17 protein-coding genes are annotated in these 17,360 nt (G+C 51.1%); all 17 read left to right on the forward strand.

What is annotated here, in order from left to right:
• Positions 1–18 precede the first annotated feature (18 nt).
• The 17 genes from HPY90_RS10215 (at position 19) to HPY90_RS10295 (ending at position 17,215) form a co-directional block, all read left to right on the forward strand.
• Positions 19–573, forward strand: coding sequence for a chemotaxis protein CheX (locus HPY90_RS10215; RefSeq protein ID WP_287194209.1), 555 nt, complete (start codon positions 19–21; stop codon positions 571–573).
• Positions 574–586: 13 nt separating this feature from the next.
• Positions 587–1,252, forward strand: a complete 666-nt coding sequence (locus HPY90_RS10220) for an EAL domain-containing protein (RefSeq protein ID WP_287194211.1) — start codon at positions 587–589, stop codon at positions 1,250–1,252.
• A gap of 22 nt (positions 1,253–1,274) precedes the next feature.
• Positions 1,275–2,285 carry a ParM/StbA family protein gene (locus HPY90_RS10225; protein ID WP_287194213.1) on the forward strand — a complete coding sequence of 337 codons (1,011 nt, stop codon included), beginning with the start codon at positions 1,275–1,277 and terminating at the stop codon, positions 2,283–2,285.
• 329 nt (positions 2,286–2,614) lie between these two features.
• Positions 2,615–2,908: a hypothetical protein gene (locus HPY90_RS10230; RefSeq protein ID WP_287194215.1), complete on the forward strand. Its 294-nt coding sequence runs from the start codon at positions 2,615–2,617 to the stop codon at positions 2,906–2,908.
• 14 nt (positions 2,909–2,922) lie between these two features.
• Positions 2,923–3,513 (forward strand): hypothetical protein, encoded by a 591-nt coding sequence (locus HPY90_RS10235; protein ID WP_287194217.1) that lies wholly within the window; start codon positions 2,923–2,925, stop codon positions 3,511–3,513.
• Between the two features lie 379 nt (positions 3,514–3,892).
• Positions 3,893–4,957 carry a hypothetical protein gene (locus tag HPY90_RS10240; protein WP_287194219.1) on the forward strand — a complete coding sequence of 355 codons (1,065 nt, stop codon included), beginning with the start codon at positions 3,893–3,895 and terminating at the stop codon, positions 4,955–4,957.
• 20 nt (positions 4,958–4,977) lie between these two features.
• A complete protein-coding gene (locus HPY90_RS10245) occupies positions 4,978–5,178 on the forward strand; it encodes a hypothetical protein (RefSeq protein ID WP_287194221.1) in 201 nt (66 codons plus the stop codon).
• Positions 5,171–5,632: a hypothetical protein gene (locus HPY90_RS10250; protein WP_287194223.1), complete on the forward strand. Its 462-nt coding sequence runs from the start codon at positions 5,171–5,173 to the stop codon at positions 5,630–5,632. Before HPY90_RS10245 ends, HPY90_RS10250 begins: the two co-directional genes overlap by 8 nt.
• A 5-nt stretch (positions 5,633–5,637) precedes the next feature.
• Positions 5,638–7,473, forward strand: coding sequence for a type IV secretory system conjugative DNA transfer family protein (locus HPY90_RS10255; RefSeq protein WP_287194225.1), 1,836 nt, complete (start codon positions 5,638–5,640; stop codon positions 7,471–7,473).
• Between the two features lie 20 nt (positions 7,474–7,493).
• Positions 7,494–8,336, forward strand: coding sequence for a S1 RNA-binding domain-containing protein (locus HPY90_RS10260; protein WP_287194227.1), 843 nt, complete (start codon positions 7,494–7,496; stop codon positions 8,334–8,336).
• A 53-nt stretch (positions 8,337–8,389) separates the two neighbouring features.
• Positions 8,390–9,130 (forward strand): hypothetical protein, encoded by a 741-nt coding sequence (locus HPY90_RS10265; RefSeq protein WP_287194229.1) that lies wholly within the window; start codon positions 8,390–8,392, stop codon positions 9,128–9,130.
• A gap of 9 nt (positions 9,131–9,139) precedes the next feature.
• Positions 9,140–10,033 carry a J domain-containing protein gene (locus tag HPY90_RS16350; protein WP_287194231.1) on the forward strand — a complete coding sequence of 298 codons (894 nt, stop codon included), beginning with the start codon at positions 9,140–9,142 and terminating at the stop codon, positions 10,031–10,033.
• Positions 10,027–10,845, forward strand: a complete 819-nt coding sequence (locus HPY90_RS10275; RefSeq protein WP_287194233.1) for an ATP-dependent DNA helicase — start codon at positions 10,027–10,029, stop codon at positions 10,843–10,845. Before HPY90_RS16350 ends, HPY90_RS10275 begins: the two co-directional genes overlap by 7 nt.
• 1,099 nt (positions 10,846–11,944) lie before the next feature.
• Positions 11,945–12,079, forward strand: coding sequence for a hypothetical protein (locus HPY90_RS10280; RefSeq protein ID WP_287194235.1), 135 nt, complete (start codon positions 11,945–11,947; stop codon positions 12,077–12,079).
• Positions 12,063–13,157, forward strand: coding sequence for a hypothetical protein (locus tag HPY90_RS10285; protein ID WP_287194237.1), 1,095 nt, complete (start codon positions 12,063–12,065; stop codon positions 13,155–13,157). The genes HPY90_RS10280 and HPY90_RS10285 overlap by 17 nt, the downstream gene beginning before the upstream one ends.
• Before the next feature lie 24 nt (positions 13,158–13,181).
• Positions 13,182–14,204 carry a DUF6094 domain-containing protein gene (locus tag HPY90_RS10290; RefSeq protein ID WP_287194239.1) on the forward strand — a complete coding sequence of 341 codons (1,023 nt, stop codon included), beginning with the start codon at positions 13,182–13,184 and terminating at the stop codon, positions 14,202–14,204.
• Between the two features lie 98 nt (positions 14,205–14,302).
• On the forward strand, positions 14,303–17,215 hold the full coding sequence (locus HPY90_RS10295; protein ID WP_287194241.1) for a DEAD/DEAH box helicase family protein: 2,913 nt from the start codon (positions 14,303–14,305) through the stop codon (positions 17,213–17,215).
• Positions 17,216–17,360: the final 145 nt, after the last annotated feature.

The following is a 17,360-nucleotide window of genomic DNA, read 5'->3' on the forward strand; positions in this document are numbered from 1 at the left end:
AGAAAGGAGTAGATGCTTTTGGACATTCCTGCCCTAGCAATTGTCTTGGGAGGATTGGCAGTAGTTTATCTTTTTTGTCTGCGAGAGGGAGGTAATGGGATGCAGGCCCTAAAAGCCGAACTGGTTAACCCCTTTTTAAGCGCCGGGATGGATGTGATGGCGCAGGTCCTGGGGAATGTTAAACGCGGCACTCCCTGGCTTGCCCAGGGGCTGGTCAAACTGAAGGACTTCGCGGTCGAATTCAGGGTGGACGGCTATATCCAGGGAATATTCACCTACACAATGACCCAGGCCGTTGCCTTACATATTGCTGCCAAGCTAACCGGACGGGACTTGCCGCATATCGACGATATAGCACGTTCCGCGCTTGCGGAACTGGGCAACTGGGTGAGCGGCCGCACTGTTAGCCAGTTTAAAAAGCGTGTTGTTTTGAGCGTGCCCCGCATATTTGAAGGCGGCTCGACCGTCACATCGCTGCACGACATGCTTTTAGCTGTGCCGGTGCTGTCGCCGTACGAGGCTTACGAGGCTATTGAGATATACCTCTGGTTCCAGGAAAAAGAGGCAGCCTGAAAGGGGGGCTTTGATGAATGTAGATCTTACGGTGTCTTTTCAACCTATTTTTCTGCTCGGAAAACGGCGCCGTCAGGTTGGCGCGGAATACCTTGTCCGGGGCAAGGGCGGTTTTTCTAACCCGCTGACCCTGTTCAACTGGGCGAAATCATTCGGCAAACTAAAACAAGCCGATATTAACTGTTGTTTCACATGCGCCGAAGCTGCATCCCGTTACAACGGCATGGTGTTTATCAACATATTTTCCTGCACCCTAGCGGAGCTGCTGGAACATGCCAAAGACATATTCATATTCGTGCCACCGGAGCGGCTGGTATTCGAGATCAGCGAACAGGATGCCTTGAGAAATCTGGACATGATTCACCGGGCGGTTGCGGCCTGGAAAGCAATGGGTGTCCGTTTTGCTATCGACGACATCGCCAGCGGTTATGACCGTATCGCGGCGCTGGTAGAACTTGAGCCGGCCTTCATCAAGCTGGACGGGGCACTTACAAGGAACTGTCACATAAATCAGACCAGGCAGATAGTGATCAAGCACCTGGTCAAAATGGCTAGGGAACTGCATGTGGATATAATAGCGGAGATGATCGAAACGATAGACGAATACGATGCGCTCAAAAAGCTCGGGGTCAAATACGGCCAGGGCTTTTTGTTGTGCAAGCCGAAACAAGCAGAGTAAAGTTATTCGAGGAGGAATTATCGTGGGCTACAGAATAGCAATTGATCAAGGTTACGGATTTACCAAAGCGATGTCGGAAACCAAACGTTGTTTGTTTCCATCGGTGATTGCGCCGGCTCAAGAAAACGGGTTGGACAGAGACTATGCGTATGGGCATATCATTGAGTACCGTCGCCCGGGCGAAATCAGCAAGCGGAAACTGTTTGTCGGCGAATTGGCAATGAAAGAAGGACGCGGGGCACAGCTCATACTTTCCAAAGAAAAATACTTAAAAGAAGCAAGTATTGTAATGATGCTGACAGCCGCCTATATGGTCGGCGGGTACAAACAGATAGACCTGGCAGTAGGATTGCCACTTGCGTACTACAAAACACAGCGGGAGGAAACCGAAAAGGCGCTGAAAGTAATAAACTGTTACGTTTCAGTAGATGGCGAGCCAGAGCGATACATCTGCTTCGATCGGGTGCAGGTGCTGCCGCAAGGAATAGGCAGCATATATTCGCTCAAAAAACTGCCCGAACAGGGATTGTATGGATGCATAGATATTGGCTTTGGGACAACGGACTTTTACCTATTTGAATGCACACCAAACCGAATAATACCGCTCAAGTCTTACGCAACATCCATAGATACAGGATCATCAACAGCGGTCAAACTGTTTGTCAACCGGTTCCAGCAGTTGACTGGATATCCTTTGAATTTGAATGATGCCCAATACTACTGGTTGCAGAGAAGAGACGAAATCAAGTTCCGCGGACGCTCTGTAAACATCAAACCGCTGATCGAACAGGCACAGAAGGAAGTAAGTGCAGCGATAGCCGAAGCAGTAACGGGAATCTGGTCGGAGAAAGTAGACATCCTGGACGGCATATACCTTTGCGGCGGCGGGGCGATTGAGTTTGCCCAGGAACTCAACCAGTATTTTCCGCAGGCGGTTGTAGTAGAAGATCCGCAGTGGGCAAACACCAAAGGCTTTTTTGTGCTCAGCGGCGGTCAGTCGGTTCAAGAAAAAACTGCCGAAGCAGCGAAATAACGCCTGTATACACCCTCAAACCCTTGAAAATACTGGACTGGAAGGCTCTAAAATCGATAAAGTGTATACACCTACCTGTATACACCCTCTTAGCCTTGAAAATACTGGGCTGGAAGGCTCTAAAAACGCAAAACTGTATACACCTGCTTTCAAAAAAGAAAGAGAGGCTGTATACAGTTTTGCTGATTTTGTGCCCGCAAACCCAGGCGTATCAAGGGCTGGAGGCTGTATACAACCCTTGTATACACTTTTGTAAAAAAATAGGCTTCAAAGCCAGAATTATCAAGGGCTGAGGGCTGTATACACCCTAACAGAAAGGGGAGGAAAAGATGGGGTCAAGAGTGCTGCCTGTCCGCCTGCCGGATAATCATTGGATTTGGGAAGAAGAAAACAAAAAAGAAATAATCATAGCCGCGCTCGATCTGTACCGGAAAACAGGCGGGCTGGAAACCAAGCTCCAGGAGATCTGCCTGGCGGTAGAAGAAATTCGGGACATGCTGAAAAACGGTGCGGTAGTGGTGCGGGATGCTGAATATATTGACGCAAACAAAAAGGAACAGGAAAAAGAGCCAGACATAGACCCGAGGCTGCTGGATGCGTTGCAGGACTTTTTAGATTTCTAAAGGAGGAGAGATTATTGGTGGTAAGGCTAAAGACCAGAGCAGATCACATGGAAGACATTGCGGAATTGCTGGTTATGGCACAGGCTAGGTTAAACAGAATAATCCGCGACGAGATAGCGGCTGGGCTGGCCAGCCCGGAGATAGTGGAGAAATATACGCCGGAAATATCGCATGTGCCGGAGACGAATACGCTGAGAATATTCATAGAAGCCTGCCCGCCGAAAGCAAGTGTTGGACCTAAGACCAAAGCGTACAAAGAAGTGCGCAGTTTATATTATATGCTTATACAAGATGCTTTAAAAAAAGGCTTTGACAGTGGAGTTATACCACGAAGTAGGAGACCGCTTTATGCCGGGCCCGTGGTGATTTTCATAAGATACCATTTTTCTGATCGGGTGAACAAAGACGTAGACAACTTCGATGCAAAACCGCTGATAGACGTACTGAGACACAGCGGAATTATACAAGAAGATAATTATAAATATGCCAAATTAATCCTGGCAGGCACTAATAGTACAAAAACCGGCACCGAGGTGATCATCTCTGATGAAGACACCTTTTTTGCCAAATGTTGGAATTTCAACACGGAGAATTTGCACCGCTGACGAGTTGAAAAATAAATTGCGAACCGAGGCAATTTTAGCGTTTGGATCCGAAGGATATTCAGAACCAAAACTTAGAAATGGGTCGGATCGAAATAAATATAAGCCAAAAAATCAGGAGTATCAAGGATATGCGTATAAAATCATGCACGCTGCAAGGAGGTAAAAAATGCGATTGCTAGAATAGCGATACAAGTTAGCAGGGTATATAGCGAGACAAAAAGAAGGGATATAAAAAAATTCGGTTCGCAAAAAAAGCCACGCAGTAGAAGGTAATGAGTGGGTGAACAAAAGAATGCAGGAGTAGCAGGTTAAAAGAAGCAAGTCTAAACGGTGCAGTAGAAGGGGACGAGCAAAAAAACAAAAATGTGGAGGTGAGTAGATGAGGAAAAGCATAATAGACGTAACTGACACAAAAATACTGGAAGCGATATATCAACGCAGGTGTTTAAGTGGGGTTCAGGTAAACGAATACATACTGGAAAAAGACAAACATGACAGGACAGGACATTACAGGTTAAAGAAACTGGTTAACAGCGAATATCTAGAAAAAACAAACATTTTCGGGTATTCGCCTAACGGTAAACACCGACTCATGTGTAAAGCGTACCAGTTAACGCGGAAAGGGTACAACTTGCTGGCGGAGAAAGGGGCAGAACTGGAGAGCGACTATCTTCGCCCACTCCCCCCGAAGCAGGCAAAAACTAGACTGACAATAAACGAGATAATATTGCAAATGATCAAAGAAAGAACAATCAATCCTGAGAAGATATACGACTCAAGCAGAGGGAAGAAACTGCTGAACCTCTCCTGGAGCGTACCGCTGCACATGCTGGCAGAGCTGCCGAACGGGACATACGCAGCAGCCTACGTTGCAGAGGAATTTCACATGATCACACACACAGCGAATTTGCCAGCACTGGTAAACGAAGCCACCGACAGGATCAAGACCTACCTCTGGCTCTACACCCAGGAAGAACCATACAAGCAGGCACGCGACTATTTCACTCTCCACCCCCCGGCGCAGGATTTTCGGGTGTTGCGTTTGGAACGCGGGGTAGAAGTGTTGAAACGCTTGCTAAAAGGGGAAGAGAAAGAGGAACTGAAAGCGAAAACAGAACGGATACTGGTTGAGAAGCGAGCGCATAAGGAAGTCTGCCTTGAGCCGAACCCAACAGGGTTGGGCTGGGTGGACAAGAGCGGCGTATACTACGTTTGGGATTACTCAACGGGCAACACGTCCATTCCTAGCCGGGTGTTGAGGCACGACCCGGTGAACAACCAGAGCGTAGGTTTGCCGACGGGGGTATATGTGCTGTGCGCCAACCGTGAGGACATGGAATACATATCGGGGATAGCCGGCGCGAAACGCGGCGTGCGGTATATAGACTTAGCGACGGACGAGATACTGGCAAACGAACAAACAGGGTTGATAAAGCTGGCATAAGAAGGAAGGGGGAAATCATTTTGGAACACATCAAGTTTTCAAGCGATATTATCCCAACGCCTGAGTATATGGCAAAAGAGGTTAAGAAAGGTAAATGCGTCACGATAAAACTCACGCCCGAGATGCAGGAAATGCTGAACCGGTACTGGGAAAGCAGACTGCCGAAAAGCCAGATGGAATTAAAACACAGAAGAAAGCAGGCGCTGGGCGAAGATGAATAAACTCAAAATCAGGAAGATACAAAAAAAGTTATCAAAAGGGATGCTTGTTGCAAGCATTTTTGTTTTTTCCTGGCAGTTGTTGCTTCCCGGGTCACCGTTTTGGGGGCTGACGCTTACGTTGTTTGTGGCAAGTCTGGGATTGTACCTATACCATGCCCTGACCCGAAACGAAGACCTGGCATGGCCGGCAGGGTTAGGGGTATTGTTCAGCGCCGGCGTAATTTTATTGATATACCTGCACGAATGGGTGCAGGGGATACCGAAGGAAGAGCTGAGCGTATTCAACGAGACAGCCCATTCCATCACGAACTTTGAGCGGTTGTGCGCTCTGGTAGTGCTGTACACGATAGTGGTTATAGCGATGATCTACAAAGAAAACCAGAAATACCAGGAAGGCGTAGTCTACGAAATTGAGTCTAACGTAGAGACGCGGGCAGAGCAGGAAGGCAGGTAGAGAGGATGCTTTTTTTCAAGAAAGCGGAACTGCCGAAAGAGGCACAAGCAAAGAGAGCGGAACGGCCGTCGGTGATAGTTGCATATGACTTAAAGGGCGACCCGATAGTGCTGGAAGGGGAAGACCGGTTTCTGCACATGATCATCATCGGTCCGACCGGGACAGGGAAATCAAGCCGGATGATCAAGCCGATGGTATACCAGGACTTGGAGAAGATAGCAGCAGGAGTGCCGATGTCGCTGACGCTGATAGAGCCGAAAGGGAGCCTGGCACGGGAAGTAGCGGCGATAGCGCGTAAAATGGGGATAAAGCAGGTGACGCTGATCGACCCGGAAGACCCGGAAACCGCGAAATTCAACCCGCTGCAGGGGTCGGCGCACGATGTCGCCGAGAGTACGCGGACGGTGTTGCGGGCGACATTTGGGAAACAGGACGCCTTCTTTGCGCAGGCGCAGGAAACGCACTCCAGAAACGCGGTGCTGTTGCTGAAAGCGCTAAGAGGCGACCAGCTGACGATGATGGACCTGGCACGGGTGCTGCGGGACCAGGAAGCGTTGAAAAACTGCGTCATCGACTTGAAGAACATGGGCGGGGACGAAGACCTGATCTACTACTTTGAGAAAGAAGTGTTTGGGGAGTTGAAAAACAAATTTCATCAATTTGCAATGGGCTTGCGGTTGCAGCTGGAGGACTTAATGGGGAACCAGCTATTGCGGAACGTGTTTCAAGGCAACTCCAGCGTCCTCATGCCGGACCACTTGGAGACGCCGGGTAGCGTGCTGATTGTTAACACCAGCATGGGCGCACTTAAGAAGCTGGGCGACACCTTTGGCCAGTTCGTGATCATGCACCTGCAGAACGCGGTATTTTCCCGGCCTGGCAACGAATTCACGCGCCAGACGCATGTGCTGTATATCGACGAGTTTCCGCGGTACGTCAACCCGGACTTTGAGCGCAGTTTAGCAGTAGGGCGCGAATTCCGGAACGCGGTAGTGATGGCGGCGCAGGGCACAGACCAGATGATCCTGACGGAAAAAGCGACGTTTCGGAACATCGTCTTAAACTGCGCGCGGAACCATGTAGTGTTTGGGGATTTAATCTACGACGATGCCAAACTGTTTGCGGATATGTTTGGGAAAGTGGAGAAACAGACAGCAGAGGTAACATACGACGACAGCCCGTATGAAGTGATCCCATGGATAAACAAAAAGGTTCGGGTAAATAGAAAAGAAGTCCACCGATTTCCGCCGACCTACATCATGGACATATCTAAGAAAGGCGGGAAAAACCGGGTGCTGGTGCGGATCTGCCGGGGCGGGGTAGCGATGTTTCCACAGGAAGCGGAAGTGTACCGGCTGGACGAACTAGGGATAGACCCTGGGGCAGAGAAGAAAGAGAACAAAATAGCAGACATATTCAAGAGGCTGCTGAAAAAGAAAGAGCAACCCGAACCCCAAGAAGAAGCAAAAGGGGAAGCAGTAGCAAAAGCGGAAGAAGAAAAAGAACCCGACCACCGGCCTTTGACAGTGCCGAGACTGAAAGCGGAACAGCCGGAACAAGAAGAACAGGGTGAAGAACCGCAAGAGGACCTGGCAGTGCTGGAGGAAGAACCCCAACCTGAACCGCCAGTACAGGAAGAAAGAGAGCCGTCACCGGCTGAACCAGTAGCGGCAGGACAGCCTGACAGCAGGACACCAAAAGAACTGCAGGAAGAAACATCAGAAGAAAAACCGCCAGAAGAAGCCCAAACTGGGGAAACAGCCGAAAAAGGAAACGCACCTGACGAAAAGGAACCTAACTATTTGGCGACCGACTCGTTTTTTGCAGGGATAAAACTATAAGAAACAAGGAGGAACGAAAGATGAGCGAACTGTTACAATTGGCAAACCTACAAGCGCCGGAAGGTTGGAGCGGGAAAGCCCAGCAGGACGAGGAACTGAAGCCGCAGCTACAGCAGGCGAAATCGAAAGAATGGGTACTGCAGGGTGTAGGAAGCGCAGTCGAGCAGGTAAACATCGGGGGAGACAAAACCGAAACCTGCCTTATAGTAATGGTGGGAAGCATCAAAGCGTACCTGCCGCAAAGCTATGCAGCGACAAAAGTGAACCTGCGGAACTTTATTGACAAGCAGATAGAGTTTGTAATTGAGAAGATGGATTTGGATAACGGGCTGATGATCATAAACCGGGCAAAAGCGTTGGAGAAGAAAGCGCAGGCAACATGGGAGAACCTGGAAGAAGGGCAGGTACGGCCGGCGAAAGTGAAAGTGGTAACTGAACGCGGCGTAATGGCAGACATCGGCGGCGTGCTGGCGCGGATACCGCGTAAAGAGCTGTCGTGGGGCTATATAGAGCCGAGCAAAGCGTTTAAGCCCGGTCAGGAGCTGATGTTAAAAATCATCCGGGTAGACAAAGAAAACAAAAAAGTGGCAGCATCGCTGAGAGCAATGATGAAGAACCCGTGGGAGAACATCAGCGACCTGTACCGGGTGAACGGGGAATACAAAGGAGTAGTGACTGGGTATTTGAACGACCCGAACACAGGCGGCGGCATATTTGTCAACCTGGACAGCGGGGTATCGGTTTTGTGCGAGTGGCCGGCGCTGGCTTTGCCGAAAGTTGGGGACAAGGTAATAGTTAGGATTAGAGGGATCAATCCGGAGAAGAAGCGGATGACCGGCCAGATACTCCGGCCGGTATCATAATGAGAAAGGAGGGAAAGGACAGCCAGCAAAAATAAGCTGGCTGTCCTAACCGGATGATGCAGACAGCGACACTAACGAAAGACAGCCCATTTTACCACGCGGATGAGATAAAGGCACAGCCGGCGACAAAGAAAAGCAACATATACAGCTACACGACGCGGGACGTGCAGATTGTGCGGATGCTGGAGAAACACAAAGCAATGACTGCATATGTGATTGGGAACCTGTTCTGGCCGCACGGCAGCACAGCGTACAAGGACCGGCTGAAGTACCTAACACAGACAGGCTTTATGACACGGTATGAGTTATATAACCAGGGCAACATAGCCTTAACGGTATACGGAGTAGGGCCGACTGCCAAGAAATTCATTCCCGATCTGGAATACGAAGAAATAAAGGACCCGCTGCAGGCGGTGCGGTACGCAGCGGCAAACCGGTTTTATTTAATGCTCCGTCAAAACAAAACAGTGCCGGAATACAGCGTAATGCCGGGCTACATAGCGGCGCGGTTTAATTATGCGTTTGTTGATGTAGAGTTAAGTTTCACGTTATGTATTCCGCGGCCGGCGGACAACATCATGACGGTAGTGCAGGCGTTTAGAAACCTGCCGCCGTCAGACAGCCGGGTAATCGTGCTGGCGTCGAGCAGAGAGCATGCGGTATATTTAGCAAGCGAGTTGGAGCGGGCGGGGGTAGTCGTGCCGGTGCGGTACACCTGGGACCGGCTGATGGCAGAAGCGAAGATAGACGAACTGTTCTGGGCGTACCGGGACGGAGAACTTAAAAGGGGATAAAAAAAGAAGATGGCGACATATTACGAAATGCTTGGCATATCGCCTCAGGCCGGCGAAGAAGAGATAAAAGCAGCCTACCAGGAATTGGCGAAACAATACCACCCGGACAAATATCGGGGCAACCCGCTGACCCACCTAGCCGAAGAGCGGATGAAAGAGATCAACGCTGCATATGACGTGTTAAAAGATAAAGCCAAGCGAGCCAGATATGATCAATGGTTGCAGAGACAACATATCACATCAGAACCTGTGCAACATGCAGGACGTCAGGGAATTGTCTGCCACCGGCATCAGAGCGAACCGGCGGTAGCCATATGCCAGTTTTGCGGAAAAGGGCTGTGTTCATCTTGCGCAGCAGCCTTCACAATAGTGGCCTGTCCTGAATGTTTAAAAGCAAACAACGAACGGTACTTCGAGCAGATTAAAAAACCATTGTATCGGGATGGGATAGCAGCAGCCGTGGCAGTAGCCATAGCATTAATGGGCGGAGCTCCTATATTAGTTATCTGGCTGTTGGGTATATACTGGGGCTGGAGCTGGTTTGGTCCGGCAACATTCAGTACAGGCCTGTTAGGGGCAGCGATCGGCGGCAGCGCAGGCTTTGCCGGGGCACTGTTTTTTATGCTGCTACTTGGAAGACACAGCGACCGCTGCTGGAATTCTGGGCGTATCACCCAGCCGTGTACTCCAGATGTGTTACGAAGGCAAACTGCAGGCACGTCGAGAAAACCGGCGATGGTTGATCAAAAAAAGAAGCCTGGAGGAACACAAAAAAAGATAAAAAAACAGCGTGGGCAGGCAACGGCTCAAACCGTTACCTGCCCATTTTTTTGTCCAACGATCAGTAAGCGTATTAGTAAAATTATTAACAAATTTATATTATTTGCTATCCTAAAATGCTGATAAACGTGCTGGGGGGCCACATTCCGGTATGCGAACTGGCAGGCAGCTACCGAAGCGGCGACCAGATACTCAAACTGGCGCGGGCGGTACGGAACGAAGGCAAATTCGAGGTAGAAAACAGCGAGTCAACGGTCCTGCTGGAAGAAGGGCCAATCGAAGAAGTGGCAGGGCAGCTGAAATCGGCAGGGTACAGGATAGAAGAGGTGCTGTTTGTATCGCCGACACGGTACATTGAGAAGACGAGCGCGGAACTGGTTGTACCGGCGCTGCGGAAAGTCTGGAACCCGGGCGGGGAACGGATACTGGGGACAAACCTTTATGTGGGCGATCCGGTGATCTGCATAGAGAACGACTACGCCGACTTGAAGGAACGCCAGTCGATCCGGCATCCTGAGCGGAACATCGACATATACAACGGCTACCGCGGGGTAATAACCCGCCAGGGCAAGGAAACGGTCTGGGTGCGGTACGAAATCAGGGGAGAGCAGAAAGAAGTGCCGTATACGCTGTACGAAATACCGTACTGGCTGGAGCAGGCGTACTGCATAACCGTCCACAAGAGCCAGGGTGGAGGCTGGCCGGTGGTAGTATTCATCGGGCAGGAAGGCATAGACCGGCAGCTGCTGTACACTGGGATAACACGGGCGAAAGACAAACTGATATTGATAGGCAAACGCGAGTGGTGGGAAGAAGGGGTGAAAACCAAAACGCCACCGCCGCTTAGCAAGTTTGGGTTCAGGGTATTAAGGGAGCTTGAGAAAGCGGAAGAGCAAAGGGCTGGGGATACGCGTAGGGTGCTAACGTGGGAATAATCGTCGATCTCCAGGAGATTTTGCGCTACCGGGGATCGACGACACAGCAAAACACCAGCAAACATAAGGTATTTGCAACGGGATTAAAAAGAACCTATGAGGTATAAGAACCTGCAACTGGCGGTGGATGGGGGCCTAGGGGGAAAAGTTTAGAAGGAACCTATGAGGTATGAGAACATGGGGCATTGTGTTACCACGGAAAACCCACTATGTTTTTAGAAGGAACCTATAAGGTATGAGAACCACCCGGTGGAGACCAAGTATGTCCAGGGAACAGTGTTTGGAAAGAACCTGCAAGGTATGAGAACTCGCTTTGACTGGGCGTTTTCCCGCACCGCTTGAAGATTGTTTGGAAAGAACCTAAAAGGTATGAGAACAACTGGGTAGTGATTTTATTGTGCCAGCGGATGTTTATTTGGAAGGAACCTATAAGGTATAAGAACTGTAAAAAACAGCCGCCAAAACAGGGGCCAAAGAAAGTTTGGAAGGAACCTATGAGGTATAAGAACTCTCCTCCCCGTCCAGCAGCCCTTTCCGCTCAGCCAAGTTTGGGAAGTGGCAGCCTACACCGAAAAAAGGAACCTATGAGGTATGAAAACTGGGAAGGTACTAATAACCACATCACCCGCAGTAAGTTTAGAAGGAACCTGTAAGGCATAAAAACTTCGCGGCATTCACCAAGAACATGCCGCAGGGTATTGAGCAGAGCCTTGGATAATGGTATAATAAACTCAAATCCCGCTAAAACCATTCTCTTTCCGGGTCACAGGCTGGCCTGGAACGCCAACCCCCTTTTTTTAAAACATTTAAGCCTTCACAGGCTGAAGGCTTACGCACAAAACAATAAAAATTTGTCAACAACCCATTGAAAGAGGGCGTCATATGCCGTTTTTCAATGGGTTTTTATATTTTCCGGGCTCTTTGCGCCCGGACAAAAAACGTGCCGGAAAGGAGGGGAAAAAAATCAGCAAACAGGCTCTACAGCGAGCCTAAACAAAATAACTCTGCACGGGAACGAGAAAGCTGGCGACAATATCTCCCAACTCCTGCCAGCTTTCTTTGTTTCCACGAATCAACGCTAAAGGAAAGGGGGGTCGGTATGCCAGCGATATTCATAAATCTTGAAAACAGCGAAGAAAGCCGGGAAGAACCGTGTTTTGGCTACGTTATTCTCAAGATTGAGGCCCTTCTTTCCCTTAAAAAAGAGGTGAGTGAGAATGATCAATCAGAGTAGTTTAGACAACCCGGTCGAGAAATTTCTAAGAACAAACAAAGCCCGTCCGTGCCCGATCTGCGGCCACACAAGCTGGTGTTCGTTCAACTCAAAGATAGCGATCTGCATGCGGATTCCCAGCGACCGGCCGGTAGACTTCACCACCGGCGCCCAGGGGTTTATTCATTTCCTAAACGGGCAGGTGAAGTATTCTGCCCCATTAATTACCAGCCAATCGACAATTCCGACAGCCTCAGCCGAACGGCTTGACCTGGTGTACCGGCGGCTGTTGAAGAAACTGCGTCTTTCGGACAGCCACTGGGAGAGGCTACAGAAAAGAGGGTTTGCCCCGCGCGACATACTAAGGTGCGGGTTTCGCACCCTGTCAGCCAAGAAGCGGGACAGGATTGTTAACTCACTCAAAGCGGAAGTGGGAGACCTGACCGGGATACCCGGGTTTGCAAAAAACAAAGACGGCGACTGGCTGTTGTGCGGGAAGCCGGGGATCCTCATTCCGTACATGAACGTAAAGGGTCAGGTAGTCGGCTTGCAGATTGAGCTGGACGAGCGGATGGAGGACGAAAAGTACCACTGGCTGTCCAGTTCAGCCAAAGGCGGCTGGGGGCCTGGTACGCCGATCAACGTAGTCTGGCCGCTCAAACGGCTGGCGCAAACGGTCTACATCACCGAAGGGGGCTACAAGCCGTACATAGTAGCCAACCGGCTGAACGCCCTGACGCTGGGGATACCGGGGGTCGGCAACTGGCGGGGACTCATCCCAGCCTTACGGGAAATAAAGCCCAAAACGGTGATCGTGGCGTTGGACGTAGACGCCAACACCAGCGCTGACGGCCGTCCGAACCGGTTTGTTGAGCGGTACGAACAGGAGCTGGTAGCATCTCTAATAAGCGAAGGCTACCGGGTGCTGCGGGCGACCTGGGCGAACGCCAAAGGGCCGGACGACGCGATAGTGGCAAAAGAAAAAATCAGTTTGCACATGTTGAACCAAAAATGCCGGGACTGCGGGAACGACCTGACCTATCTAGGTCTGCGGCATGATCCGCAGTTTGTCTGCAAAACCTGCGCTCAAAAAAATTAAGAAAGAAAGAAAGGGGAGAAAAAAATGCGGTTAGAAGGACAAATAAAAATGGGCTACTACCCAACACCGCCGAAGGTTGTTGACACACTGCGGTGCTACCTGGCGTTCCCAGACACAACGTTTTACGCTCTCGACCCGTGCTGCGGGGAAGGGCTGGCGTTGGAACAGCTCATAGCGGGGACAAACGGGCAGACATACGGAGTAGAGCTGGACGCAAGCCGGGCTGAGGAAGCCCGGTCGCGCTTAACGCAGGTGCTGCACGACGCCTGGGAGACGAGCGTAGTCCAGCACGAAGCGTTTTCCATCTGTCTCTGTAACCCGCCTTATGATTACGACTTAAAAGAAGACATCTTTGCAAAAGCCAAGAGAAAAGAACTGCTCTGGATCAAAGACATGCACAAATACCTTATGCCGGGCGGGATCTTGATCTACATCATCCAGCAGGAACGCTACAGCCCCTCGATCTGCCGGGTGCTGGCGACGCACTACGAACAGATTCGGGTCTGCCGCTTTCTGGACGAAGAGTACAAAGCGTTTAAGCAGACGGTGCTGATCGGGATCCGCAAAGAAACGCCTGCCCGCAACCCGAAAACAGAGCAGGCGCTCTTGCAGATACCGAAAAAACAGCTTGAACCGCTTCTGCCGCCTTCGGCGCCGCTGTATGCAGTGCCGCCGGCGAAAAGCGAGCTTCGCATATTTCGGCCGCGTGTAATTCGCCCGAAAGACGTGGATCGAGAAACGGCGTATTCGCCGCTGTACGACCGAGTAAAAGAGGTCATGCGGTCCGGGGTAGTGGAGATAAACCGCGAGCAGCCGCCGATGCCGTTAAACCCGGCGCACAAAGCGATATTCCTGGTAGCCGGCTGCATGAACGGGGCAGTAGGCAAAGGGGCTGACATCCATTTGTTGAAAGGCACAGAACGGGTAGAAGTGGAAACTGAGACCGAAGAAACGCCGGACGGGCAGATAGTGGAAATCAGCCGGGAGAGCCGCGTTCCCCAGCTGGTGGCAGTAGAGCCGGCGGGCAACATACTTGACTTAATGTAAAAAACCGAAGACCGGAGAAGGGAGGCAGAGGGCGCCTCAAGGCGAAGGTTGAGAGGCGTCCCAAGCCTCTCAACCTTTTTGCCAAGCGTCCATAAAAAATGGCATGGCATTTAACATACTACGGAGGGAAAGAATCATTTTACGGCTTTTGCGATTTGGTAGCCAGGAAAGGCAACGTCCCGTACTTTATATCAATTTACGGGCCGGTGTCGGTGGTACAGGGGCTGGTCGCGGCAATGCAGACCAACCGTTTCGTGTATTTAAGAGATCCTGCCTACGACGATGCGCCGTACTACATAAAAGAGCGGTTCAAAGTAGGCCTGCACTGCCAGCACCGTTTCAAATCGTTCATGGCAAAAACCCCGAGCGGGATGGGGCACGCGATTCTGGTAGCCGAGCAAGCGTTTGATAGCAGAGACAGCGAGACCGTGCTTTTCAGCTGGGACGGCAACCTTTTGGAATCGTTCTGGCAGGCACTGGATAAAAACTACAGCTGTCCGGTACTGAAAGGCTGGCTGCCGTACCTCTGGGAAAAAGCCGAAGCAAAAGAGTACATCGAAGAGCTGGAAGTTGAAGATTTCACCAAAGAGAAAAGGCACAATCTGGCAGCAGCCCTGCTCAACATGACGGAAGAAGGGCTGCGGGAGATAGTGCAGGAAGGCTTAAAAAGCGGAGAAATTGCCATAAACGGGTACAACGCCAGGAACTTCAAGCCGGAGAAATCGAAACTTTCGCGGGTAAAAAACCTGGAGGACTACCTGTTCACCTACAAAGAGGAACTGGACCGGCAGGTGCTGGAAGCGACCGTACCGCTGCACGACCCGGCAAAAGACGGCTGGCACGAAGGCTTGAAAGACCTGCTCAGGAAACCGTTTCGGATGCAGGGGCATGTGGTAACAGCTTTGAACAAACTGCTGAAGAAACAGGACCATGCGTTCCTGGTAGCTGAACAAGGGGCAGGCAAAACCCTGATGGGGTCAGCTTTGGCGTACCTGCTGGCCACTGAAAAGAAGCAGATACGCGTGCTGGTCATGTGCCCGCCGCACCTGGTAGGCAAATGGAAGACTGAGATAGAGATAACCGTACCGGGTGCAAAGGCGGTAGTGATCAGGAACTACGCGGAACTGTGCAAGATCCACCGCGAGTCGCCGAAACAGCCGGCTGGCTATGAATTTTACATTATTTCCCGAGAGACAGCCAAGCTGGGGTACTACTTAAAACCGGCGGCAAAATGGAGCAAACGGCTTAAAGGTTGGGTATGTCCCGATTGCGGCCGGCTTTTAGGCAACAAGGCAGACGACGGGGAGATAGACCCGTGGGGCAAAGAAGCGTTCGCTAAACGGACAAACAAGAACAGCTACTGCCCGCACTGCCAGGAAGACGCAAAACTCATCGAAGCGGAAGCAGAAGAGAAGAAACCGCCGCGCAGCGTAACCAACCGCGGATTTTTATGGGCGCCGAACGTAACAACATACAAAACAAGCGAAGCGGACGGACTGTTCCCGACAGAAGAAGAACCGGTGCTGGTCAAGACAGGCGGGATGCAGGTGAGGCGGTACCCGCCGGCGGAATACATCAAACGAAAGATGAAAAATTGGTTTGACCTGCTGTTGATAGACGAAGTGCACGAACTAAAAGGCGACCACACCGCGCAGGGGAACGCCCTGGGGATGCTGGCCAGCGCGGTGAAGAAGAAAGTAGCGTTAACCGGTACGCTGTTTGGCGGGAAAAGCTCGAACGTGTTTTACCTGCTGTGGCGGCTTGCCCCGCAGTTGATGAAAAAGTCAGGCTACGAATACAAAGACCTGCGGCGGTGGGTAGAACACTACGGCATAACAGAGACCACAACAAAATACAAAGATGAAATCGAATACAACCGGGCATCGCGCGGGCAAACCAAAGGGCATACAACCCAGAAAGAACTGCCGGGCATATCGCCATCGCTGTACCCGAACTTTCTCATGCGGAACTGCGTGTTCCTGTCGCTGTCAGAGATAGAGGATCTAGAGCTGCCGGAATACACCGAGCAGGTAGTGCAGGTGAATATGGGCAACCTGCTTGGCGAAGCGTACCAGCAGTTTATTGGCAATCTGCACCTTCAGGTAAAAGCTCACCTTGCCAGGGGTGACAAGAGCCTTTTGGGGTCGTATCTGGTCAATGGGCTGGCGTATCCGGATGCGCCTTTTGACGCCCAGCCTGTAATCCATCCACACACAAAAGAACTGGTTGCCGTACCCGATATCCTGTCGGACGACGTACTGTACCCAAAAGAAGAAGTCCTGCTGGACATAATCCGGAAAGAAATCGCTCGGAACAGAAAATGTTTTGTATACATGCAGTACACCGGTACGCGGGACATGGCGCCGCGTATTGAGAAAATACTGCTTCAAGCGGGCATAAAAGCGGTATCGCTAAAAGCAACCACATCGCCGGAAAAGAGGATGGAATGGATCAACAAGGCGGTAGAAGAAGGGGCGCAGGTAATAATCGGTAATCCGGCATTGGTATCGACCGGTTTGGACCTGTACGATTTTCCGACCCTGATCTTCTACCAGTGCGGCTACAACCTGTACCAGTTGCGGCAGGCGTCCCGCCGGTCGCTGCGCCCGTTCCAGAAACAGGATGTCAAAGTAATCTTCATGGCATACAATAACAGTATGCAAGCAGACGCTCTATCGCTTATGGGCGAAAAATTAGAAGCCGCCATGTCGATCGAAGGCAAATGGAGCGAAGAAGGGCTGCGGTCGATGGGCAAAGCAGTTCAGGACGTCCGGGTCGCGCTGGCCAAAAGGCTGTACGAAGAAGATGCCCGGAAACTGGAGTCAGCGGCTGCGAAATGGGAACGGATGTACGGCAGGAAACCGCAGGCAGCCGAACTTGGGCAACTGGTGCTGTTTAAGCTGGGCGAAGCGGAACCGGTACCGGCAGTCCGCACCAAAGTCACAATACGCCGCCGGGCGCAGAAGCAGGCAGGTTTGGCAGGCGAACAACTGTCGCTGTTTGCGATATGAGGGACCTGTGTCCCTCATGGCCGAGTAAAATTTCAGTAGGCACCAGAAGGGGATCAGCCCCCTGAAAAAGAAATGAGACCTCGCCCAAAAAAACACCCAAAGTCAAACTAAAGGAGTGTGAGGTCTCATGTTAAATATTCGCCAA

The sequence above is a fragment of the Syntrophothermus sp. genome (assembly GCF_013314835.1).
Taxonomy (GTDB): Bacteria; Bacillota; Syntrophomonadia; order Syntrophomonadales; family Syntrophothermaceae; genus Syntrophothermus; species Syntrophothermus lipocalidus.